We start from the raw sequence: 22698 nt of genomic DNA on the forward strand, positions 1-22698 counted from the left end.
TCAGCTGGTTTTCATGTTCCCGGAATATGGTGGGCCGGTGATCACACGGATGTGGCGGGGATGGGTGCGCACCGACCAGGTCGAGGCGTACGTGGCGTACATCGAACGCACCGGGCTGGCGGCGTACCGGGGCACACCCGGCAACCTCGGGGCCCAGATGTGGACCCGGGATCTCGGCGACGGCCGCTCCGAGGTGACCACGGTCAGCTGGTGGGCCTCGGTCGACGTGATCCGCGGCTTCGCCGGTGAGGACATCGAGCGCGCGGTGTTCTACCCGGAGGACGACGCCTTCCTGATCGAGCGGGAACACACCGTCACCCACCACTTCGTCGCCCGCGACAGCGGCTGATGCTCCTGCTCCTGGACCTCGACAACACCCTGATCGATCGGGACGCCGCGTTCCGCGCCGCGGGGGCGGAGCTCCTCGCCACGCACCGGCTGCCCGCGGCCGACCTCGAGTGGCTGATGACGGTCGACGCGAGCGGGTACACGCCGCGGGCCGAGGTGGCCTCGGCGCTGCTCGAACGGTATCCGGAGGTGGTGCCGGCCGGGGACGTGCACCGCTTCCTCGACCATGGTGCCGCCGATCGGGTTTCCCTGGCCTCACCGGTCCGGAGCGCGCTGGCCGCGGCCCGCGCGGCCGGGTGTGCCTCGGTGATCGTCACCAACGGACTGGTCGCCCAGCAGACCGCGAAGATCCGGAACAGCGGCCTCGACGAGGTGGTCGACGGCTGGGTGATCTCCGAGGCGGTCGGCTGCAAGAAGCCGTCCCCGGAGATCTTCCACGCCGCGGCGGCGGTCGCGGGGCTGCCCCTCGCCGACGCCTGGATGATCGGCGACTCGGCCCACGCGGACATCGGCGGCGCGCACGCGGCGGGCCTGCCCAGCACGTGGATCTCCCTGGGCCGGACGTGGACCGAGGCCGCCTACCACCCCACCCGCATCGAGACCGACGTCGCCGCCGCGATCCGCCGGTGAGTTCGCGACAGCCGTCGCCCAGCTCCTCGATCTGAATCGGCTGGTCGCCGGGCCTGGGCGCCTTCGACCCGTTGCCGCATCAGCCCTGGTCGCTCGCCACCCGGGCGGTGGGGGACGGCTCCGGGGTGGCCGGGACGGCGTCGCGCATGCGGAGGAGGCCGGTCAGGGCCAGGGCGCCGCCCGTGGCGATCGTCGCGGCGATGCAGAGGCGGGCCGGCCAGCCCGGACCGGCGGCCGGCACGACCGCCGCCAGGAAGACGTCGGAGCTGCCGAAACCGGCGAACGCCGCCAGCACGAAACCGGACAGCGCCAGGTAGAACGGTGGGTGCTTCCACGCCGCCCCCAGGGCCAGCGCGCCGGTCACGAGCAGCACCCCGGACCAGCCCGCGCCGTCGAGACCGCGCATCACCGCGTACCCGAAAACTGACAGACCCGCGATGACCGCGAGTGGCGCGAGCAACCGTGCGCGGAAGCGGACCAGGGCCGTCAGAAGAAGGCCGGTCAGGGCCGCGCCGGCCCACCAGGCCCAGGTCACCGGCGGTGGCTCGTAGTCGAGCGTGCCCCGGATCTCGAACACCCGGACCTGGTCGCGCAGCGGCACGGCCCACTCCCGCAGCCGATGCGCGTGATCAGGATCGGCCACCGCCTGGGGTGGACGGGTGGTGCCGAGCCAGTGCGCGCGCTGGTCGTGCCAGCGGATCGCATGGCCGGACGCGATCTTCTGCCAGGTGGGCGGGGCGGTGACGGCGGCGGTGAGCGGGACCGGGGTGTCGCCGGTCAGGGTCCGGTTCACGTACGCCGCGGGGGAGCTGATGTTCTGATAGACCCCGTCCGGGCGCAGCTCCAGGTACGGCTCGCCGGAGTAGCCGAGCACCTCGATCCGCCGCCCGGTGTCGTTGACCAGCTCGAGCCGCGCCCCGCCCTCGACGGTGCGCACGGTGAGGCCGCCCATTGGGCTGCTGATCCCGGTGACGACGGTCCGGTACGAGGTGACGTTCGCCCCCTCGCCGCCGTGCGCGAACGCGGCCGTGGCCGGGGCGAGAACCGCACCGGCCACGACGAGCGTCACGAGGAACCGCCTCACCCGGCCGCCTTGTCGAGCGTCTGGATCAGCAGCGCGTCGGTGGGCAGGGTGTCGTTCGGCCCGACCAGCTGGGTTCCGTTGATCACGATGGTCGGGGTGCCGGTGTAGCCGCGCGAGGAGAACGTCTCGGTCACCTTCGTCGCCCATGCCTTGTAAGTACCAGCGTTGACCGCGCTCGCGAACTTGTCACTGGTCAACCCGACCGACTTCGCCAGCTCGATGATCTTGGCGTTGCTGAGCCCGTCGCTGTTCTCCGCGGGCTGGTTGGCGTAGAGCACGTCGTGCAGCTCGGTGAACTTGCCCTCCTCGGCGGCGGCCGCGGCGGCCCCGGCCGAGCGGGTCGAATACTCCGTCCCGTTCGAGGCGCGGTCCAGGATCGACACCGGGTGGTACCGCAGGGTGATCTTGTTGGCGGTGCGGTACGTCTTGAGGGTGGCACCGCTCTGCTGCTCGAAATGGTTGCAGATCGGGCACATGAAGTCCTCGTACACATCGACGGTGACCGGCCCGGAGCCGACCGCGAACGCGGTGCCGTCGTCGACCGCCACACTCGGCGTGACCAGCGCCCCGGTGCTGTCGCTGTTTTGCTTGGACAGCGTGGCGTAGCCGATGAAGCCGGCGATCACCAGCACCACGACCACCGCCACCGACGTCCACAGGGTGATCGTGCGGCGCTTGTCCGCGGCCTTCTGCTGCTGGACGATCCGGCGGGCCAGCTCCGCCCGATCGCGACTTCCCTTGCTCAAGACGACTCCCCCATCAGCGCGCCATCGATCGAGAACCGGGATCGCGGTCTCCACAACAGGATCCCGGAGAGTGCCAGGAAACCGAGGTCACGCAGGATGTCCAGCCCGTACTGCGTGTCGCGGCCGGCGCCCAGCTCGCCGCCGGAGCTGAAACATCCGCAGTCGATGCGCAGGCCCTTGTAGATCGCCCAGCTGATCCCGGCGATGAAGATCACCAGGAGCACGGCGGAGATCCCCGCGGTCAGCCGGGTGGACAGGCCGATCAGCAGCAGGAGACCGAGCGCGATCTCCAGGAACGGCTGGACCCCGCCGACGACCCGGGCCACGTCGTACGACATCAGCTGGTACGCCTTCACCGCGCGGGCGGACTCGGCCAGGTCACCGACCTTGGTGGCGCCCGCGATCAGCCAGACGGCGGCCAGGCCGAGCCGGGCCAGCGTGGAGATCCACGGCCAGACCGCCGGCCGCGCAGTGGTTTCCATGGTCACGCCTCGTTAGACGGAGTTGGTCGGCTGTCGGTTCCCGATCATCCACCGTCTCAGACAACTCTCAGCTCGCCTGGGCCTTCGACACAGCTGTGATCAACTCGTCGCGGGCCCGGGCGACCCGGGACCGGATCGTCCCGACCGGCACGTCCTCGACCTCGGCGGCCTCCGCGTATGACAACCCGAGCACCTGGGTCAGCACGAACGCCGTCCGCCGCTCGTCACTGAGCCGGCTCAGCAGGTCCGCGCTGCTCAACCGGTGCGCCGGGTCCGGCATCGGACCCTCGGTGGCGGCCTGCGCGGCGAGCCGGACGTCCAGCTTCCGCCGCCGGATCACGGCCCGCAGGTGATCGGCGCAGGTGCGGCGGGCGATGCCGAGCAGCCACGTCCGTACCGTCGAACGCCCCTCGAAGGTGTCCAGCGCGCGGAACGCACGGAGGTACGTTTCCTGGGTGAGATCGTCCGCGGCGCCCGGATCGACCAGTGCGGCGGTGAACCGCCACACCTCGGTCTGGGTGGCGCGCACGAACCCGGCCTGCGCGACCGGGTCGCCGTCGCGGGCGGCCAGTGCCAGCGCGGTGGTCTCGTCCGTCTCCTGCTCACCAGCCGTCACGACTGGGCATCGTACGCGGTCCGGCCGGATCTGGAACCATGCGTAGGCCGCGCGCGACCACCCGCACGTGGCCGAACGGATGGTGATCGGAGAACATGGCCGTCATGACCGTTGACCGACGCCGGGGAGCGACAGTCCTCCTCGGCCTGCTGATCGGCATGATCGGCGTGCTGTTCTCGGCCGGGCCGGCCAGCGCGCACGCCGCGCTGGTCAGCAGCGACCCGAATAACGGCAACATCGTGCCGGACGCCCCCAACAAAGTGACGCTCACCTTCAGCGAGTCGGTGCAGCTGATCTCCGGCAAGATCCAGGTGCTCGCACCGGACAACAGCCGGGCCGACTCCGGCGACCCGACGGTGGACGGCAACACCGTGACGATCCCGCTGCGGTCCGGCGGCGCCCGGGGGACGTACCTGGTCACCTATCGGGTGATCTCGGCGGACAGTCACCCGGTGGCCGGCACGATCACGTATTCGGTCGGCGCGGCCTCGACGCCGCCGTCGGCGGACATCGGCGCCGAGACCCGGGTCGATCCGGTGGTCCGGGCACTCATCCCGGTGGGCAAATATCTGGGGTACGCGGGTCTGGTCCTGCTGGTCGGCCCGGTGCTGGTGCTGGCGCTGCTCTGGCCGCAGCGGCTGTCCCGCCGCGGCCCCGGCCGGCTGATCTGGACCGGCATCGGCCTGGTCGCCGGCAGCACCGTGCTCGCCATCTGGCTGCAGGCGCCGTACACGCTGGGCACCAGCCTCTTCGACGTCCGGGTCGGTGATCTGCGCGACGTGCTGGGCAGCACGTTCGGGGCGGTGATGCTGGTCCGGCTGGCGGTCGTGGTGGCCGCCGGGTTCCTGCTCCGGCCGCTGCTGGCCGACGGCGAGGGCGGGTCGAAGCTGGACCTGGCCCTGCTCGGCGTCCTGGGCGTGGCCGCGCTGGCCACCTGGCCGCTGACCGGGCACCCGACCGCGTCCCCGGTGGCCGGCGTCTCGGTGGTGCTGGACGCGCTGCACCTGGCCGCCATGTCGGTCTGGCTGGGCGGCCTGGTGATGCTGTTCGCGTTCCTGCTGCCCCGGGCGAACGCCCGCGAGCTGGGCGCGATCCTGCCGATCTGGTCCCGCTGGGCGTTCACCGCGGTGTCCGCGCTGATCTTCGCGGGCGTGGTCCAGGCGCTGATCGAGGTCTCCACGCTGAGCGGGCTGGTCAACAGCACGTACGGGCGTCTGATTCTGATCAAGGTGGCCCTGGCCGCGATCGTGATCGGGGTGGCCGCGTTCTCCCGCAAGCTGGTCAAGGACCGGGCCGCCGAGGAGTCGCCGCGCGCGCTGCGCCGGGTGGTGCTGGCCGAGCTCGGGATCACCGCGGTGGTGCTGGGCGTGACCGCCGCGCTGGTGCAGATCTCGCCGCCGCGCACCGCGGAGGCGGCGCAGACCACGACGACCGACACCACGGTCACCCAGACGCTCACCGACAAGACGATGTCCTTGCAGGTGGACATCTATCCGGCCGCGGTCGGGAACAACTCGATGCACCTGTACGCGTACACCCCGGACAACAAGCCGCTGCCGGTCGTCGAGTGGAAGGCGACCGCGGCGCTGCCGGCCAAGGGCATCGAGCCGATCGAGATCCCGCTGCTGCGGATCACCGATTTCCACGCGATCGGTGACATCGCGCTGCCGCAGGCGGGGGACTGGACGTTCAAGTTCACCGCGCGTACGTCCGACATCGATCAGAGCACCTTCACGATGACGGCCAAGGTGCGCTGACCGGTTCCGCCACCCCCTCGGCCAAAAGGCCCGATTCCGTACGGGATCGGGCCTTTGCCGTATCTATTGAGGGCCGCCTGCTCGTTTGCCCATTTTGGGGTTATTTGCCTCGGTATGGTGCGCGCAGTGGGGCCCGAGAAGGGGGAATGAACGATGCGGCTGATCCGGCCTGTCCTCGGCATGCTGCTATTGGCGATCGGACTGCCCGCGTTGCTGGCCGGGGGGTGCCTGTGGGCTGCCCTGCGGCACCGCGACGCCGGCGGCGCGTTCAGCGCTGAGCTGCAGCGACTCAGTACACCGGGGTACGCGATCGTCATCCCGGACGTCGACCGCCTGCTCCGCGACGACGCCGCCTTCGCCCGGATCGGGGACACCGAGCTGCGGATCACCGCGCTCACCGGATCCGGCCCGGCCTTCGTCGGCCTGGCCCCGTCCGGCGCCGCCGCCGAGTATCTGCGTGACGTACCGCACACCGAGGTCAGCGGCGTCCAGGTCGGCACCGGTGAGCTGCCGATCGCCGCGACCCGGGTCGGCGGCGGCAGCGCGCTGCCCTCCGCCCCGGGCCTCCAGGACTTCTGGACCCGGACCGGCGGCGGCGCGCTCCGCTGGAACCCCGGCGACCTCACCGGCCCGTACAGCCTGGTGATCATGAACGCCACCGGCGACCGCGGCATCCGCCTCAACGGCACCGTCGAGGCCCGCCCCGGCTGGCTCGACCCGGCCGCCTGGAGCCTGCTCTCGCTGGGTGCGCTCCTGCTGATCGGCGGTGTGATCGTGCTCACCCTGCCGGGCCGGCGCCGCGACATCGTCTACGTCGTCGAGCCCAGCCAGGTCCCGGCCCTCATGCTGGCCATCGGCGCCCCGCTCCCGCGCCGCGCCATCGAGGCGCCCCGGCTCGGCCCGGACGCCTACCTGGACGGGGACGCCGTCCCGGCCGCGCTCGCGGACGCGCTCGGCAACGTCTCCGGCCCGGACGCCTTCGGCCCGGGCGGGCTGCTCGGCTTCGGCGCGGGCCGCACCCGCGGCTTCGGTCGCGGCGGGGCCCATCGCCCGCGCACGCTGGCCGATTCCGATCCGATCCGCCCGCCGGCCCTGCCGCAGTTCGCCTGGCCGCCGAAGAACCCCGGGGGCACGGAAGGCGATTCCCTTCCGGTTTCCCCCATTTCTTCCGGTACGGCGTCAGACGGGGCCCGTTCCCCGGGTACGACGATGACGGTGCCGACCACGGAGATCCGGCCGAACACGCTCACTCCGGTGGTGCCCGGCGCCCTCCCGATCCCGCCCGCCACCGTCCACGACGACTCCGCGGACGTGGCCGGCACCAGCCCGGACACCTCGACACCCGGCAAGAAGGCCCCCGCATCGGCCGCCCGCGGCACGAAGGCCCCCGCATCGGACGCCCGCGGCACGAAGGCGGCCGCATCGGATACCCGCGGAGCCAAGGCCGCCGCGCCGGACACCCGTGACACGGAGGCTCCCGGCTCGGACGCTGCGGAATCGCAGGCGGCTGGTTCGGGTGTTTCCGCGCTCGGTGCCGGCAAGCAGGCGCCCGTTCCCGGGACGCCGTTGGGCCTGCTGGGGGAGTCCTCCGCGCTGGACGCCCAGCCGGCCGCGCGCCCGGGCCGCCGCCGGCTCTCGGCCCCCACCGACCTGCCGGAGTTCCAGGCGACCGCGGTGGGCGCCTGGGTGGCCCAGACCGCGCCGGAGCGAGCCCGCCAGACCGAAGCCCAAGCGGCGGCGGCCCTGGCCGAGGCGGCCCGCACCCGGGTCGGCAAGCTCACCCCCGCCGACCAGCTCACCCGAACCCCCAAGCCCACCCCGGACCCCACCACCACCTCCGCCGCCTCCGCCGCCACCTCCGCCGCCACCTCCGCCGCCACCTCCGTCTCCGCCGAGGCCAAGGCGCCCGCCGACCCGGCCGTCTCCGCCGACGCGAAGGCACCCGCCGCCCCGGCCGCCTTCGCCGACGCCAAGGCGCCCGCTGAAGTCACCGCCTCTGCTTCCGCCTCTACTGACGCCAACCCGCGTGCCGAGGGCACCGGATCCGCCGAAGCAGACGGGTCCGCCGCGGCCGAGAAGCCCGAACAGGCGGGTCGGCAGCAGGCAAAGGGCGGCGTCGTCCGGCGGCGCAGCGTGTGGCCGGCCCCGGTACCGCGCCGGGTCGCCCTGCTCACCGGCCCGAGCGTCACCGACTGGACGGCCACCGGCCTGACCCGGATGGGCAGCAGCCGCCCGGCGCCCAAGACCGAACACCCCGAGACCCCCGGCCCGACCTCGCCGACGCAGGCGGCCTCCGCTGCGCAGGTGAACCCCGCAGGGCAGGCGGGTTCCGCCGGGCAGGCGAGCCCTGCCGCGCAGGACAGTTCCGCGGCGACCGGGAACGTCTCGGCTTCTCCGATGTCCGCCGCCCAGGGCGCCGCCCGGATCGCCGCGGCGTCCAGTGCCGGCAAAGTGATCGAAGAGCAGGGCACCACCAAGACCGCCGTGACCGAAACTGACCAGAAGCCGGTGCCGTCCCAGGCATCCGCGACCGTCTCCAAGGAACTGGTCATCCAGCACAAGCCGGCCGCCCCGGAGGAATCCCCCAAGCCGCACCCGAAGCCCGGCCCCCAGCCCCGCCAGCCGAACAGCGAGGCCCCCGCTCAGCCTCTCGAAAAGGGCCCGGACCCGGAAGCACCTACTCAGCCGATCGAGAAGAGCCCGGACCCCGAAGCGCCCACTCAGCCGATCGAGAAGAGCCCGGACCGCGAGGCACCGACTCAGCCGATCAAGAGCGGCCCGGAATCCGAGGCGGCTACGGAGAAGGAGAAGCGCGAGGAACCCAAGTCGCCGATCATCCCGTTCCCGACCCGGCAGCCCACCACCCCGTCCAAGCCGGTCCCGTCGGCTCGCACCGCCGAGATCACCCGGCCCTTCTCCGGCCCGACCGAGCCCCCGCGCCCGCCGGCCCAGGACGCCGAGCCCACTCGCCCGACGTCTGAGCCCGTCCACCCGACGGTCCAGGGCGTTGAGGCCACTCGTCCGTCGATTCACGAGGCCGAGGCTGCCGAACCTCCGATTCAGGAGGCCGAAGTCTCGCCCGCTTCGATCCGCGAGGCCGGGGCCACCGAGCCCCGAGCCGGCCACCGCGAACTGGAACCGGAAAAGCCCGAGATGTCCCAGTCGGCGGGCTCGGCCGGCATGATCGGCCCGCCGCGCTCCCTGATGCCGAAGCAGCACGAGTCAAAGCGGTCCGACTCGAAGCGCCCCGAACTGAAGCGGTCCGACCCGAAGCAGCCGGACCTCCCGCCCACTTCCGCCATCCAGGCCGAGCCCGCCAAGCCGGGCCAGCCTGCCGAGCTCAACCAGCCCGGCACGCCCGGCGAGCTCGGCCGGCCCGCCGACCAAGCGCCCGAACCCGACGCCGAGAAGCGCCCGTCGATGCACGCGACCGAAGCCGGCCCGGCAACCGAGCCCGCCCCGACCGAAGCCCCGGAGAACACCCCGGAGTCCCAGGCGAAGTCCGCGACCAAGCCGGCCACCAAGCGCACCGACTCGAAACGAACCACCGAGCCGAACCGCCCACTCTCCCGCGCCCAGGACCGCCTAAGCGGCACCACGGCCACCCGCCAGCCCGGTTCGGCAACCGCCCGCAAGGCCCCCGCCGCCTGGATAAAGGCCGCCGAGTCGGTAGCCGCCCGCGCCGCCACCCAGCCGGAGACCACCCAGCCGCCCACACCCGCGGTGGACGAAGCGACCCGCCAGTCCACCCCCGCGGCGGACCCGGTGATCCAGCGACCCACCGCCACGACGGACGCGACGGTCGCACCGGACGTGGCCGGTGAAGCCGGTGGCACCGAGGCCACCCCGGTGCGGAAGCCCCGCCCCCGGACCGCCCGCTCAGCAGCGGACAAGTCCACGGCGAAACCTTCCACCCCGAAGGACGACCCGAAAGCGGCCGCCTCCGCCGACCCGGCCGCCGAGGAAGAGACGACCGCGTCGGGAACGACCAAGCCGTCCCCGCGAACGCCCAGCTACCGCGAGGAGGCCGCCGAACTCCTGGCCGCCGCCACCGACCGCAAACGCCGCCGCGCCCCGTCCACCCGCACCACGTCCCGCACCCGCCCGAAGGAAACCCCGGACGAGACCTGACCGATCCGAACACGCGCACGAGAACCACGAGGGCCGCCCCGATCGGGGCGGCCCTCGCCGCTTCCCCGGTAGCCCCAGAGCCACGCGGGAGCCGAATTGCGGACAGGAAGTGGCCGGAACGGGCTCTAGCGTTCAGAGCATGCAGAGCCTCTCCACCCGGGTACTGAACCGGACCTACCTGCGCCGGCAGTTCCTGGCCGGGCGGACCGACCGCACCCCACTGGACGTCGTCACCCACCTGATCGCGCTGCAGGGCCAGGAGTGCGACGCCCCCTACCTGGGCCTCCACGCACGCCTCGCCGACTTCCGGCCCGAGCAGCTCGCGGAGCTCCTGGAGAGCCGCCACGTCGTCCGCAGCGCACTGCTGCGGGGCACCCAGCATCTCTGCTCCGGCGCCGACTACCCGTGGCTCCGGCCCACGCTTCAACCCGTACTGGAAAGGCTTGCCGGACGGGTCGCCAAGCTGGACCGGACCGCTCTCCGCGCCGCCGTCGGCGGCATTCTCGCGGCGGAGCCGCTGCTCAGAGCGGAACTCGGCCGTCGCCTGGCGCAGGAGTTCCCGGCGCACCCGCCGACCGAGCTGTCGATGGCCGCCCACCTGATGACGCCGCTGCTGCACCCGCCGCCGTCCGGCCTCTGGGGTCATCGCGGCCGGATCCGGTGTGTCGACGCGGTGGCCTGGCTCGGCCGCCCGATGGCCGCCGCGGACCCCGCGACGCTGGTCCTGCGCTATCTGGCGGCCTACGGGCCGGCGAGCGTCAAGGACCTCCAGGTCTTCACCGGCCTGACCCGCCTGGCCCCGATCGTCAAAGCGCTCCCGCTGAGCATTTTCCAGGACGACAACGGCATTGCGCTGTACGACGTCCCGGACGCCCCGCTGGCCGACCCCGACAGCCCCGCGCCGGTGGTCTTCCTGCCGGAGTTCGACAACGCCGTCCTGGGCCACGCCGACCGCGGCCGGATCATCCACCCGGGCGATCGGGCCATGGTGACCCCGGGCTGGTCGATCGTCCGCCCGACGGTCCTGGTCGACGGCTTCGTGGCGGCGACCTGGGAGCGGACCGCGGACGAGCTGCGGATCAGCCCGTTCCGGCCGTGGTCGCCGGCGGTCCGGGACGAGGTCGTGGCGGAGGGGGAGCGGGTGCTGCGGTTCGTGTCTCCGGACGGCGCCGCCAAGCTGGTGTTCGGCGACCGGCCGACCCGCCCGGTGTTCGCCGCCCGAGCCGCCGAAGCAATGAGCAGCCCAGATCGAGCTGCCGGGCGTGAGTAAGACGGGGCGGGGCGCGAAGCCAGGCGGGGTGCAACCGTTCGGGGATACCCGAAAGGGCCCACCGCGCTGCCGACACGGCGGGCCCTTTACCGGGGGAACGGAGTAACCGAAGGGGGGCTTCGTCCGTTAATTGCACTTTACCTCCTCAATCGTCCAACCGGGAAGTCAACCCCCTAAAGCGGACATTTAACGCGAATGTTCGCTGGGGCGACACTCACGTCGAACAGCCGCGCGGATCTCGGCGTACGCTGTCCGGGTGGCGGATCTTCTGGTGTGGATCGACTGTGAGATGACCGGTCTCGACCTGGGCAAGGACAAGCTCATCGAGGTGGCGGCCCTGGTCACCGATCCTGAACTCAACGTGCTCGGCGAGGGCGTCGACCTGGTCATTCACGCCGACGACGCGGCGCTCGACGCGATGCCGCCGGTGGTGCGCGACATGCACGCGAAATCCGGGCTCACCGAGGAGGTGCGCCGTTCGGTGCTCACCATGAGTGAGGCCGAGGAGATCGTCCTGGCATATGTCAAGGAGCATGTCCCCAACCCGCGCACCGCGCCCCTGTGCGGCAACTCGATCGCGACCGACCGGGGTTTCCTGGCTCGGGACATGCCCGCGCTCGACGCCCACCTGCACTACCGGATGATCGACGTCTCGTCGATCAAGGAGCTGACCCGCCGCTGGTTCCCGCGGGTGTATTTCGGTCAGCCGGCCAAGGGCCTGTCCCACCGTGCCCTCGCCGACATCCGGGAAAGCATCCGCGAGCTGGAGTATTACCGCCGCACCGTGTTCGTCCCGCAGCCCGGCCCGGACGTGGAGACCGCCAAGGCGATCGCCGCCGGCCTCTGACACGCCTTGGGTAACCCGGTCGACGAGCCGGGGGCGGGTGTGGCTATGATTGACCGGCACCACGGGGGAGTTCTTCCCACGCGGTCATGGTGGTCGTAGCTCAGCTGGTAGAGCACCGGGTTGTGGTCCCGGGGGTCGCGGGTTCAAGTCCCGTCGATCACCCCATGGAAAGTCCAGGCAAAAGCGCCTGATCGCGAAAGCGGTCAGGCGCTTTTCCGTTCCCGCGCCCCATTGCGGGGGCGCAAAGCGGCGAGGTCCCGGCTGGTCGTCAGGGCTGCTCAAGCCGGCTGACGCAGCCCTGGACGCCAGCCGGAGCCCGGACACGCGCAGCGCCCCCGATGGGGAGCGCGGGCCACGAACTCGGCACGGCGGCGGGGCCGGCGAAAAAGTTTCTTGGGAGCGCGCAACCTTTTCCGGGCCCGGAACAACTGGGTGGGTGATCAACCTTCGTGCCTTCACCCGGGAGTCCCCCTGATGCTCGCCAAGCGTTTCGTCGCACCGCTCGCGGTGGTGGCGGTCGGCACCGGCGCCGCGGTCTTCGGCGTCCTGAACGCCGACGCCGCCGAGACGGTCGGCTGCGCCGTCACCTACACCGTCACCAGCCAGTGGAACTCCGGCTTCTCCGGGGACGTGAAGGTGCGCAACACCGGCGCCTCGGCGGTTGACGGCTGGACGCTCGGGTTCGCGTTCCCGAACGGTCAGAAGGTCGGCTCCGGCTGGAACGGCACCTGGACCCAGACCGGCGCGAACGTCACCGTGACCGACGCCGGCTGGAACAAGACGATCGCCTCCGGGTCGACGCTCACGCTCGGCTTCAACGGCGTCTGGAGCGGGACCAACGCGATCCCCGGCACGTTCACCCTCAACGGCGTGACCTGCGCCGGAACGACGGCGACGGCGACCGCGAGCCCGACCAGGACCGCGGCCACCACCACGCCCGCGACCACGAGCCCGGCGGCGACGAAGACCGCGACGGCCAGCCCGACGCCGACGAAGACCGCGGCGACGACGGCGAGCCCGACACCGGCGAGCACCGCCACCAAGGGCACCGAGAACTGCACCGACTTCGCCGCCCTGATCCGCGGCAAGTACTGGGTCAACAACAACGTCTGGGGCAAGGCCGACGGCACCGGCTCCCAGTGCGTCTGGGAGAACGGCCTGAGCGGCGACAACCTCAGCTGGGGCACCAGCTGGACCTGGGCCGGCGACAACACCAAGGTCAAGTCGTACGGCAGCGCGGTCCTCGGCTGGCACTGGGGCAACAAGACCACCGGCACCGGCCTGCCGATCCAGCTCAGCGCCGGCAAAGCGGTCAAGACGAGCTGGAACTTCACGGTCACCCAGAAGACCTCGAACGTCATGAACGTCTCGTACGACCTGTGGCTGCACACCATCGGCAACGCCGACTGGCAGGACCAGCCCTCCGACGAGGTGATGGTCTGGCTGTACCGGTCGGGCGGGGCCGGTCCGCTCGGCACCAAGCAGGCCACCGTCACCCTGGCCGGCACGACCTGGGATCTCTACAAGGGCAACATCGGCTGGGACGTGTACTCGTTCGTGCGGACCTCGAACACCACCGCCGCCGACCTGAACCTGACCGATTTCACCAACGACCTGGCGGGGCGGGGATGGCTCGACAAGACCAAGTATCTGTCCAGCGTGCAGGCCGGAACCGAGGTCTTCACCGGCTCGGGACAGCTCGACACCAGCGCCTACTCGGTGAAGATCAGCTAGTCCGGTCGGCCTGCGGGCCCTCCACGGTCAGGAAGAACCGCGTGCCGGAGGACGACGCCGAACGCGCCTTCAGGCGCTTCTTCGACGAACACCACACCGATCTGTCGCGTCTCGCGTACCTCGTCACCGGCGAGACGCAGGTCGCCGACGATCTGGCGTCGGACGCGTTCGTCGAGGTCTGGCGGCATTGGGAGCGGGTGCAGGCGGCGGACAGCCCGATCGCGTACGCCCGGGGGATCGTGACGAACCTCGCCCGTCAATGGATCAAGAAGCAGACCCGGGAACGTGCCGGGTTGCTGCGGCTGGGTCTCTTGCGCCGGGAGCGGGGCGAGACCGACACCCCGGCAATTCTTGACGTACGGGCGTCGCTCGCCCGCCTTCCGCTGCGCCGCCGGGAGTGCGTGATTCTCCGGTACGCGTTCGACGTGCCGGAGAAGGAGGTCGCCGCGATCCTCGGCATCTCGGTCGGCGCGGTGAAGAGCCACACGTCGCGGGGCGCCGCCCAGTTGAGCGAGTTCCTCCGTGAGATGCCGCTGATGACGGGAGGTCACCATGGCTGAGCCCCAGTCCGATCTGGGTGTGGTGCTGCGCCGGGAGGCCGAGCGTCACCTGCCCGACGGCGACGCGATGTTCGACCGGATCAACCGGAGCCGGTTCGCCCCGGAGCCGGTCCGGGCGTCGCGCCCTTTCCTGGGCTTCACCGGCCTGCGCCCGGTCGCCGCGGCCGCGTCGGTGGTGGGCGTCCTGGTCGCCGGGTTCACCGGGATCAGGGTGCTGACGAGTGAGGAGCCGAAGCGGGCTCCGGCGGCGACCTCGGGCACGGCGTCGGCCGCGCCGTCCACGACCGCTCCGCTGCCGCCGCTGCCGTCCCGTACGTCGGCCAAGCCGAAGCACACCGGCGGGGGCGGCAGTACGCCGTCCCGGACGCACACCGGTCCGTCCAGCGCGCCGCCGAGCTACCAGCCGGTGTCGGGCTTCCTCCGCAGCACCGGAGCGATCAACGCGTACTCCACCGCGACCTGGGCGCAGAGCGACGTGACGGTCACCACCTCGGCGGCGATCACCGCGCTGGACCTGGCGATCAGCGTCGACCGCACCGCGGGCGTGACGAACACCGGCAGTTGGAGCACGATCCCGGCCGCGATGATCACGATCACGGTGACCGAGGAGAAGGACACGCTGATCTACCGGTTCACCCTCAAGCCGGGCGGCACGCTCGCGCCCGGTGACTACGTCTTCGCCGCGCAGTACGAGCACGCCGCCGGGAAGCGCGACGTGAGCGCCGACCTCTACGGCGCGATCTGCTCGGCGGGCGACCAGAAAGCGGAGGTCACGGGGGCCTTCACCGCGGGCTGAGCCGGAATCCCCGTCCCCACCGGCGACCGCTCGCATCCCCCGGCCGGGTCCGATCTCCTCGATCGGGCCCGGCCGTAATACTTCGGCGGGCCGGTTCGATCCTTCGGCGGGTCAGTTCGCCGAGTCCAGCCCGCTGTCGGCGCACACCTGCGACATGTCGGCCGCGGCGGCGCTGACCGCCGCGATCGCGTCCGGCTCGCTCCGCGTCTCGTGCGAGGTCAAGGCTTGCTGGTACGCCTGGCCGAGCGCCGTCGCGGCATCCGCGACCGGGGCGTCGGCGGTGCCACTGGCCGCCACGATGGCCTGGACCACGCCCGGCTGCATCAGCGACGCGTCCCGCACCGCGCCGGCCAGTTCCTGACAGGTGAGCCGCCCGGGCGGGTCGTCGACGGGCGCCGCGGAGACGAGCGTGCTCGGGCCGGGCGCCGGCGACTCGGGCGCCGGCTCGTCGGAGCAGCCCACGACGCCGGCCGACAGGGCGATCGCGACAAAGATCGCAAAACGTGACATCTCCCCAAACTACGGGAGTTCGCCCAGGAATTCGTCCAGCCCGCCGCTGCTGGACGTGGTGCTGCTCGCGTCGGCGGCGATCGACCTGCGCCGCGAAACCACCACCTCGCCCCGCCCCTGCCCCCGATTCAGCCGGCCCGATCTGCGGCCGGGCGCGGCGTTCCGGCTGGCGCTGAGGGTTCTCTCGGCGGGTTGAGGCAGCCCTGAGCGCCAGCCGGTGCCGGGACCGGGCTTACGACCGTACCGAAGCAAAAAGCGCGGGCCCGGTCGCAAAGGACCGGGCCCGCGCCGAGCGGGGTTTGCCGACGATCAGGAGATCGCGCTGGTCTTCTTGAACGTGTCGTAGCTGACGTTCCAGTCGGTCCAGCCGTTGCCGTTCTTCAGCTTCTCCTCGGTGCCGGAGACCGTGATCACATCGCCCATCATGGTCTGGCCGAAGAGCCACTTGCCCATCGCCTCGGAGACGTTGACGCAGCCGTGCGAGACGTTGCGCTTGCCCTGCTGGCCCTCGGACCACGGGGCGGCGTGGATGAACTGGCCGCTCCAGGTGATCCGCTGGGCGAAGTCGATGTTGGTCTTGTAGCCGCCGGTCGGGTCGGTGTCGGTGGTGTCGAAGACGGTGTGCTCCTTCTTCTCGATCACCACCATGGTGCCGCTGGACGACGGCGTGCTTGCCTTGCCGAGGCTCACCGGCAGCGTCTTGATGACCGCGCCGTCCTTCTTGACCGTCATCTTCTTGGTCTTGTTGTCGACCGTCATGATCAGCGAGCGGCCGATCTTCATGTCGACGGTGAGGTCGGACTTGCCGTACCACCCGTCGCCCATTTTGACGCCCTTGAGCTGCACCTTGTAGTCGATCTTGGTGTTGGCCTGCCAGTACGTCTTCGGACGGAAGTGCACCTCGGTCGGGCTGATCCAGCCCCAGGTGCCCTCCTGCGCCGGCGACGAGGTGACGGTCATCTTGCGCTCGACCTCGGCCCGGTACTTCTCCGGGACGGAGCGGCCGAACTTGATGATCAGCGGCATGCCGACGCCCACCACCTGCTTGTCACCGAGGAAGCTGGTGACGCGCACCAGGTTCGCCGGCTTCTTCATCACGGTGAAGTCGCTGGTGGTCTCGTTGCCCTTGCCGTCGGCCGGCGGGGTGCTGACGGTGACCGTGTACTTCGAGCCCCAGTCCATCGACTCGGCCGGGTGCCAGACCTTCTCGTCCTTGTCGACGGTGCCCTTGACCTCGGCGCCCTGGGAGTCGGTCACCTTGACGGTGGTGTTCTCCGGGTCGTCGCTCGTGTACTTGACGTCCGACCAGGCCTCGATGCCGGTGGCGGCGGCCGCCGGCGAGGTCACCGCGACGGTGCTCAGCGTCGGCTGGGGCGACGGAGATTCGGCGGTGCCGGCGTTGTTGCTGCCGCCCTGCCAGCTCGGCGACTTGCTGCCACTGCACGCGGCGGTGAACAGCAAGCTGCCCGCCAGCAGCGCGACCAGTGTTGCCCGCACCCGTCGGCGACCCTTGCCTGCCGGCACACTCAGCCCGGCCGACCGAACTCGATAGTTCTCCATGGTCCCCTCACGGCGTCGTATCTCCCCGGTGCCCAATACTGCTCCACCAAAGCCAGTTGACCAATCCCGGATTCGTGCCGCGAACGCCACACCATGCCTATCGGTGCACCTCGGCGAAGCCTGACACCGGATGTCGCAAACGTCTCAGCCGAGGTCCGCCGGAACCGGCAGCGCGCTGCCCTCGGCGAACTTCTTCCAGCTCACGTCCCATGGTGTCCAGCCGTTGCCGTAGTCCAGCTTGTCGCCGGTGCCCTTGACCGTGACCGGGTCGCCGACCAGCGTCTTGTCGAACAGCCAGCGGGCGTTCGACGGCGACACGTTGACACATCCGTGGGACACGTTGGTGCGGCCCTGCGCGCCGGTCGACCACGGCGCCGAGTGGATGTACTGCCCACTCCAGGTCAGCCGCTGGGCGTACTGGATGTTGGTGCGGTAGCCGCTCGCGCCGTCGGTGTCGGTGGTGTCGAAGACGGTCTGCGCCTTCTTCTCCATGACGACCATCGCGCCGCTGGAGGACGGGGTGCTCGCCTTGCCCAGGCTCACCGGCATGGTCTTGACCACCTTGCCGGCCTGCAGGACCGTCATCTTCTTGGTCTTGTTGTCCACCTTCATCTCGAACTTGCGCCCGATCTTCGAGGTGGCCGAGCGGTCCTTGTCGCCGTAGATGCCCTTGCCCGTGGGCAGGCCGCCGACCGCGATCCGCACCTTGATCGTGGTGCCGGTCGACCAGTACTCCGGGGCGCGGTAGAACGCCGCGGTGCCGCTCGACGTCCACGACCAGGTGCCCGGCTGCGCCGGGGTGGTCTCGACGAACATCCGCTTCTGCACGGCGGCGCGGTCGGCCTTCTTGATGCCCGGGCTGAACTCGACGACGACCGGCATGGCGACGCCGTAGGTGTGGTCGTCGAACAGGTAGAGGCCGGTGCCGGTCCGCCTGCCGGGGGCGCCCATCGTGGTGAAGGTGGTCTTCGAGGTCGTGGTGGCGCCGTTGTCGGCGGTCGCGGTGACCTCGGCGGTGTAGGTCTGCTTGGTGGCCAGGGTCTTGCCCGGCACCCAGGACGAGTTGTCGTCGCGCAGCTTGCCGGCCACCGCCTTGCCCTTGGCGTCGGTGAGCTTGACCGAGGTGACCTTGCCGTTGCCGACCTCGAGCCCGATCTCGGTGCTCACCGGCACGTTCTTCTTACCGGCGGCCGGAGTGATGGACAGCGTGGCCGGGCCGGCCGCGGTGGTGCTCTCCGGCTGGGCCGAACTGGATGGTCCGGCGGCCGGGCCGGCGCTCGCGGCCAGGGCCGGGTCGCTGAGGGCCGGCTTCGCGTCGCCGCTGCACGCGGCCAGCGGCACGGTCACCGCGAGCGCGAGCAGTATCGCCACATTGCGGCGGAAGTCAACCATCGTCGGGGGCCCCGTTCGTGAGTTCTCGGCGCAGCCATCCTGACGCATGAACGCAAATCCCGGGTCCCTCTTAAGGCGGGAAGCAGGCGATTTCGAGGATCTTCCGAGGCCGTGCTACCGTTTCTTCGTTGCCAGGCGCCGCTAGCTCAACTGGCAGAGCAGCGGACTCTTAATCCGCGGGTTGTAGGTTCAAGTCCTACGCGGCGCACCAACTCGATCAAGGCCGCTGCACCTCATGGTGTGGCGGCCTTCGTCGTTTCCGCCCGCGATAGGGTGGCGCGTGCCTTCTGAGAACCTCCTCACCATCGACGACCTCGACGCCATCGCCTTCCGGTCCGCCGACGAGACCGATCCGGCGCCGATCGTCGCCGAGCTGGTCGCCGCCGTCGAGCAGGGCCGGGTCGCCGACGACGAGGCCGCCGCGCATGCCTACCTGCTGGCCGCCGAGATCACCGAGCAGGCCGGCGACCTGCCCGCCGCCCTCGGCTGGGCCGAGAAGGCCGCGACCGCCCCGGGCGAGGACGGGCTGTCCCGCGCCTGCTACGCCGAGCTCCTGGTCAAATCGGGACGCGAGGGGGAGGGGCGCGAGGTCTTCGACGCGCTGCGGCCCGAGCTTCTGCAAGACCCACATGCCGCGGCGTACGTCGGTGAGGCGCTCGAGTCCTGCGGACTGGCCACGCTGGCCGACGAGTGGCTGTCCGAGACCGCCCGCACCCTGATCGAGGACGGCGCGTTCGACGAGGACGCGCCCGGCTCCGACGACGCGGACGACTTCGGCCCGGTCGACGTGCTCTACGCGGTCCTGGCCGAGCGGCACCGGATCCGTGAGGAGTCCCTGGAGGTCCCGCACGACGAGCTGGACGGCCTCTTCCACGAGATGGACTCGGCGGCCGACGCCCCGGACCTGGACGGTCAGGTGCTGCTCTTCTGGCCCGAGGCGGAGCTGGCTCAGGTGCTGGCCCGGTGGCCGGAGCGGGCCGACATCTACGGCAAGGCGTGGGACGAGCACCGCGCCGGTGTGGAGCGCACGCTGGCCGGCTGGTCGGCGACCGGCGCCACCCACCTCGGCCTCCTCCCGGCGTCGGCCGACGCCCTGCTGGCCTATGCAAGCGCGAACGACCTGAACCCGTCGAACCCGGAGACCCACGCCGACTACGCCGACGACCTGGCCGACAACGTCCCGGCCACCGAGTGGCCGCCGCAGCGCAACGCCGAGTGCTGGTGCGCCTCCGGCGCCAAGTACAAGAAGTGCTGCCTCCCGCGGTCCCGCGGCTGACCCCTCGGCGGCGGCGCGGCCGGGCTCTGCTAATGTTCTTCCTCGTTGGCCGGCGCCGCTAGCTCAACTGGCAGAGCAGCGGACTCTTAATCCGCGGGTTGTAGGTTCAAGTCCTACGCGGCGCACCAATCAAGGCCCTGATCAGGCGTTCATCGCTTGATCAGGGCCTTTTTCGTGTTCCCGGCCGTTCTCACCGCAGCGGTCCGCTGAACCTGCTAATACCTATTACTCCTCGGCAAACGCTTGACGGCGGGTCGCCGGGGCGCACAGGATGAAACACCGGCGTAACTAATGCGTATTAGCAGAGAAATCAGGAGGCCGCCATGCCCGCCGCACGCAGGCGTGTGACTCAGCAGGACATCGCCCGGATGACCGGTGTCAGCCAGGCGACCGTCTCGCTCGTGCTCAACGGCCGCAGCGACGCCGACGTCCGGATCGCCCCGGAGACCCGCGAGCGGGTCCTCGACGCGATCCGCACGACGGGGTACGTCGCCGACCCGATCGCCCGGCGCCTGGCCGCCCAGCACAACCGGATCATCGGCGTGTTCACCTACGAGCCGGTGTTCCCGGCCGAGCTGGGCAACTTCTACCACCCGTTCCTGGTCGGCATCGAGGAGTGCGCCGAGCGGATCGGCTGCGACCTGCTGCTGGTCACCAGCGCGCCGGTGGTGGACGGGCGGCGGCGGATGTTCCACGAGAACAACCGGCTGCGCCTGGCCGACGGGTGTGTCCTGCTCGGGCAGTGGCTCGACCCGGCCGACCTGGCCCGGCTGATGGACGACGGGCTGCCGTTCGTCAGCGTCGGGCGCCGCGACGACGCCGGCGGGCCGGTGCCCTACGTCGGCGCCGACTACCCGGCGGCCACCGCCGAGCAGGTGCGGCGGGCGGCCGGGCTGGGCCACCGCCGGATCGCGTACGTCGGCCACGGCACCGGCCCGGAGTCGCACGCCGACCGCCTGCGCGGCTTCACCGAGGCCGCTGCCGGGGCCGGGGTCGACGGCCGGCACCTGCCGATCGCCGGCCGGTCGCTGGACGAGGTGCTCGACCAGCTCGTCGGCGAGCGGCTCACCTGCGTCTTCGCCGAGGAGTTCGCGGACGGCGTGGCGCTGGCCGAGCGCGCGGCGGTCCGTGGCCTGCGCGTCCCCGACGATCTCTCCCTGGTGGCGCTCGGCGATCCGACCCGGCCCGCCACCACCGACCTCGCCGTGACCGGCTTCCGCATCCCCCGCCGGGAGATGGGTGTGCAGGCCGTCGAGGTGTTGTCCGCCCTTCTGGAAGGAGTTCCCACCGTGACGCAACGGCTGCTGACCTGCGAGCCCGTCGACGGTACGACGCTGGCGGCGGCTCGATGACCGAGCTGCGGGCCGATGTCCTGATCGTCGGTGGTGGCCTCGGCGGGGTCGCGGCGGCCCTCGCGGCGCTGCGGGCCGGCCGGTCGGTGCTGCTGACCGAGCAGTACGCCTGGCTCGGCGGCCAGTTGACCAGCCAGGCCGTGCCGCCGGACGAGCACAGCTGGGTCGAGCAGTTCGGCGTGACGGCCAGTTACCGGGCGTTGCGGGACGGGATCCGGGACTACTACCGCGCGTACTACCCGCTGGCCGGGCCGGCCCGGGCGATGCGGTACCTGAACCCGGGTGGTGGGCACGTCAGCCGGCTGTGCCACGAGCCGCGGGTCGCGGTCGCGGTGATCGAGGCGCTGCTCGCGCCGTACCGAAGCAATCGTCTTTTAAGGGTTTTGCTCGGTTCTGTGCCGGTGGCCGCGGCGACCGACGGCGATCGGGTCACGGCCGTCACCGTGCGGCGTGCGGACGGCGAGCTGGTGACGCTGTCGGCGCCGTTCGTGCTGGACGCGACCGAGACCGGGGAGCTGCTGCCGCTGACCGGGACCGAGTTCGTGACCGGGTTCGAGTCCCAGGCGCAGACCGGCGAGCCGAGTGCGCCCGCGGTCGCCGATCCGACGAACATGCAGGCGTTCTCGGTCTGTTTCGCGGTCGATCACGTCGACGGCGAGCACACGATCGAGCGCCCGGCGGAGTATGCGAAGTGGCGGGACTACCAGCCGTCGTTCTGGGGCGGGCCGCTGCTGTCCTGGCAGACGCCGAATCCGCGGACGCTGGAGATCTCCACCCGCAGCTTCACGCCGAACCCGGACGACGAGCCGTGGCTGGTCGAGGCCGACCAGCGGCACAACCCCGGCGACGGCAACCTGTGGACGTTCCGGCGGATCGCCGCCCGGCGCAACTTCACCGCGGGCGCCTATGCCAGCGACATCTGCCTGGTGAACTGGCCGATGATCGACTATTTCGAGACACCGCTGATCGGGGCCGCGGATCCCGCCGCGGTGGAGCGGGCCGCCCGCGAGCTCTCCTTCTCGGTGCTGTACTGGCTGCAGACCGAGGCACCGCGGCCGGACGGCGGCACCGGCTGGCGCGGCCTGCGGCTGCGCGGGGACGTCACCGGCGGCGCCGACGGGCTGGCCATGGCGCCGTACATCCGCGAGTCCCGGCGGATCCGCGCCGAGTACACCGTGGTCGAGCAGGACCTGTCGCTGGCCGTCCGCGGCGACAAGGGCGCGGTGTCGCACGCCGACGCGATCGGGGTCGGCATGTACCGGATCGACCTGCACCCGTCCACCGGTGGGGACCACTACGTCGACATCGGCTCCTGCCCGTTCGAGATCCCGCTCGGCGCCCTGATCCCGCAGCGGATGGAGAACCTCCTGCCGGCCGGGAAGAACATCGGCACCACGCACATCACCAACGGCTCGCACCGGCTGCATCCGGTCGAGTGGAACATCGGCGAGGTGGCCGGCGCGCTGGCCGGCTTCTGCCTCGATCGCGGGACGAGCCCACGCGCGGTGCGCAACAGCCCGGCCCTGCTCGCGGACTTCCAGACCCGGCTCGCCGCGGATGGCGTCGAGCTGCATTGGCCCGACATTTCAGGATATTGAGGATCCCCA

General features: G+C 71.2%; 20 protein-coding genes and 3 tRNA genes. 16 read left to right on the forward strand and 7 right to left on the reverse strand.

What is annotated here, in order from left to right; genetic code table 11:
- Nucleotides 1-37 precede the first annotated feature (37 nt).
- The gene (locus L3i22_RS05235) at nucleotides 38-349 is read left to right on the forward strand and encodes a hypothetical protein (RefSeq protein ID WP_221325868.1); all 312 of its coding nucleotides are present in this window, start codon (nucleotides 38-40) and stop codon (nucleotides 347-349) included.
- Nucleotides 349-978 carry an HAD family hydrolase gene (locus L3i22_RS05240; RefSeq protein ID WP_255657961.1) on the forward strand — a complete coding sequence of 210 codons (630 nt, stop codon included), beginning with the start codon at nucleotides 349-351 and terminating at the stop codon, nucleotides 976-978. The genes L3i22_RS05235 and L3i22_RS05240 overlap by 1 nt, the downstream gene beginning before the upstream one ends.
- Before the next feature lie 79 nt (nucleotides 979-1057).
- Here the strand turns inward: L3i22_RS05240 and L3i22_RS05245 are convergent, their stop codons facing one another.
- The 4 genes from L3i22_RS05245 to L3i22_RS05260 form a co-directional block, all read right to left on the reverse strand.
- Entirely contained in the window at nucleotides 1058-2062 is a 1005-nt protein-coding gene (locus L3i22_RS05245) for a hypothetical protein (RefSeq protein WP_221325869.1), read from the reverse strand.
- Complete coding sequence (locus tag L3i22_RS05250) at nucleotides 2059-2808, reverse strand: thioredoxin domain-containing protein (protein ID WP_221325870.1); 750 nt, start codon at nucleotides 2806-2808, stop codon at nucleotides 2059-2061. Before L3i22_RS05250 ends, L3i22_RS05245 begins: the two co-directional genes overlap by 4 nt.
- Nucleotides 2805-3290, reverse strand: a complete 486-nt coding sequence (locus L3i22_RS05255) for a MauE/DoxX family redox-associated membrane protein (protein ID WP_221325871.1) — start codon at nucleotides 3288-3290, stop codon at nucleotides 2805-2807. The genes L3i22_RS05250 and L3i22_RS05255 overlap by 4 nt, the downstream gene beginning before the upstream one ends.
- Nucleotides 3291-3357: 67 nt before the next feature.
- Nucleotides 3358-3906, reverse strand: coding sequence for a sigma-70 family RNA polymerase sigma factor (locus L3i22_RS05260; RefSeq protein ID WP_221325872.1), 549 nt, complete (start codon nucleotides 3904-3906; stop codon nucleotides 3358-3360).
- A 95-nt stretch (nucleotides 3907-4001) separates the two neighbouring features.
- Between L3i22_RS05260 and L3i22_RS05265 the strand changes: the two genes are divergently transcribed.
- From L3i22_RS05265 to L3i22_RS05300, 8 genes are all read left to right on the forward strand, one after another.
- On the forward strand, nucleotides 4002-5663 hold the full coding sequence (locus L3i22_RS05265) for a copper resistance CopC/CopD family protein (protein WP_221325873.1): 1662 nt from the start codon (nucleotides 4002-4004) through the stop codon (nucleotides 5661-5663).
- 153 nt (nucleotides 5664-5816) lie between these two features.
- Complete coding sequence (locus tag L3i22_RS54275) at nucleotides 5817-9794, forward strand: hypothetical protein (protein WP_221325874.1); 3978 nt, start codon at nucleotides 5817-5819, stop codon at nucleotides 9792-9794.
- A 139-nt stretch (nucleotides 9795-9933) separates the two neighbouring features.
- Nucleotides 9934-11064, forward strand: coding sequence for a winged helix DNA-binding domain-containing protein (locus L3i22_RS05275; RefSeq protein ID WP_221325875.1), 1131 nt, complete (start codon nucleotides 9934-9936; stop codon nucleotides 11062-11064).
- A gap of 256 nt (nucleotides 11065-11320) precedes the next feature.
- Nucleotides 11321-11911, forward strand: a complete 591-nt coding sequence (gene orn, locus L3i22_RS05280; protein WP_221325876.1) for an oligoribonuclease — start codon at nucleotides 11321-11323, stop codon at nucleotides 11909-11911.
- 89 nt (nucleotides 11912-12000) lie between these two features.
- A tRNA-His gene (locus tag L3i22_RS05285) sits at nucleotides 12001-12076 on the forward strand.
- Nucleotides 12077-12385: 309 nt separating this feature from the next.
- A complete protein-coding gene (locus L3i22_RS05290; RefSeq protein WP_221325877.1) occupies nucleotides 12386-13645 on the forward strand; it encodes a cellulose binding domain-containing protein in 1260 nt (419 codons plus the stop codon).
- 41 nt (nucleotides 13646-13686) lie between these two features.
- Nucleotides 13687-14205, forward strand: a complete 519-nt coding sequence (locus tag L3i22_RS05295) for a SigE family RNA polymerase sigma factor (protein ID WP_221325878.1) — start codon at nucleotides 13687-13689, stop codon at nucleotides 14203-14205.
- Nucleotides 14198-15001 carry a hypothetical protein gene (locus tag L3i22_RS05300; protein ID WP_221325879.1) on the forward strand — a complete coding sequence of 268 codons (804 nt, stop codon included), beginning with the start codon at nucleotides 14198-14200 and terminating at the stop codon, nucleotides 14999-15001. The genes L3i22_RS05295 and L3i22_RS05300 overlap by 8 nt, the downstream gene beginning before the upstream one ends.
- A 111-nt stretch (nucleotides 15002-15112) precedes the next feature.
- Here the strand turns inward: L3i22_RS05300 and L3i22_RS05305 are convergent, their stop codons facing one another.
- Nucleotides 15113-15511, reverse strand: coding sequence for a hypothetical protein (locus tag L3i22_RS05305; protein WP_221325880.1), 399 nt, complete (start codon nucleotides 15509-15511; stop codon nucleotides 15113-15115).
- Nucleotides 15512-15566: 55 nt separating this feature from the next.
- Between L3i22_RS05305 and L3i22_RS05310 the strand changes: the two genes are divergently transcribed.
- Nucleotides 15567-15707 (forward strand): hypothetical protein, encoded by a 141-nt coding sequence (locus tag L3i22_RS05310; protein WP_221325881.1) that lies wholly within the window; start codon nucleotides 15567-15569, stop codon nucleotides 15705-15707.
- A gap of 113 nt (nucleotides 15708-15820) precedes the next feature.
- Here L3i22_RS05310 and L3i22_RS05315 read toward each other — a convergent pair whose 3' ends face one another.
- Together L3i22_RS05315 and L3i22_RS05320 are read right to left on the reverse strand one after the other, a co-directional pair.
- Nucleotides 15821-17071 carry an Ig-like domain-containing protein gene (locus L3i22_RS05315; protein WP_221325882.1) on the reverse strand — a complete coding sequence of 417 codons (1251 nt, stop codon included), beginning with the start codon at nucleotides 17069-17071 and terminating at the stop codon, nucleotides 15821-15823.
- A 144-nt stretch (nucleotides 17072-17215) separates the two neighbouring features.
- Nucleotides 17216-18463 carry an Ig-like domain-containing protein gene (locus tag L3i22_RS05320; protein ID WP_221325883.1) on the reverse strand — a complete coding sequence of 416 codons (1248 nt, stop codon included), beginning with the start codon at nucleotides 18461-18463 and terminating at the stop codon, nucleotides 17216-17218.
- A gap of 135 nt (nucleotides 18464-18598) precedes the next feature.
- Here L3i22_RS05320 and L3i22_RS05325 point away from each other — a divergent pair.
- From L3i22_RS05325 to L3i22_RS05345, 5 genes are all read left to right on the forward strand, one after another.
- Nucleotides 18599-18674 (forward strand) — tRNA-Lys (locus tag L3i22_RS05325).
- 69 nt (nucleotides 18675-18743) lie between these two features.
- Nucleotides 18744-19739: an SEC-C metal-binding domain-containing protein gene (locus L3i22_RS05330; protein ID WP_221325884.1), complete on the forward strand. Its 996-nt coding sequence runs from the start codon at nucleotides 18744-18746 to the stop codon at nucleotides 19737-19739.
- Between the two features lie 52 nt (nucleotides 19740-19791).
- Nucleotides 19792-19867: transfer RNA gene (locus L3i22_RS05335), tRNA-Lys, on the forward strand.
- 216 nt (nucleotides 19868-20083) lie between these two features.
- Entirely contained in the window at nucleotides 20084-21091 is a 1008-nt protein-coding gene (locus tag L3i22_RS05340; protein WP_255657966.1) for a LacI family DNA-binding transcriptional regulator, read from the forward strand.
- Nucleotides 21088-22689 carry an FAD-dependent oxidoreductase gene (locus L3i22_RS05345; RefSeq protein ID WP_221325885.1) on the forward strand — a complete coding sequence of 534 codons (1602 nt, stop codon included), beginning with the start codon at nucleotides 21088-21090 and terminating at the stop codon, nucleotides 22687-22689. The genes L3i22_RS05340 and L3i22_RS05345 overlap by 4 nt, the downstream gene beginning before the upstream one ends.
- The last annotated feature ends 9 nt before the right edge of the window (nucleotides 22690-22698 follow it).

The sequence above is a fragment of the Actinoplanes sp. L3-i22 genome (assembly GCF_019704555.1).
In the GTDB taxonomy this organism is placed as follows: domain Bacteria; phylum Actinomycetota; class Actinomycetes; order Mycobacteriales; family Micromonosporaceae; genus Actinoplanes.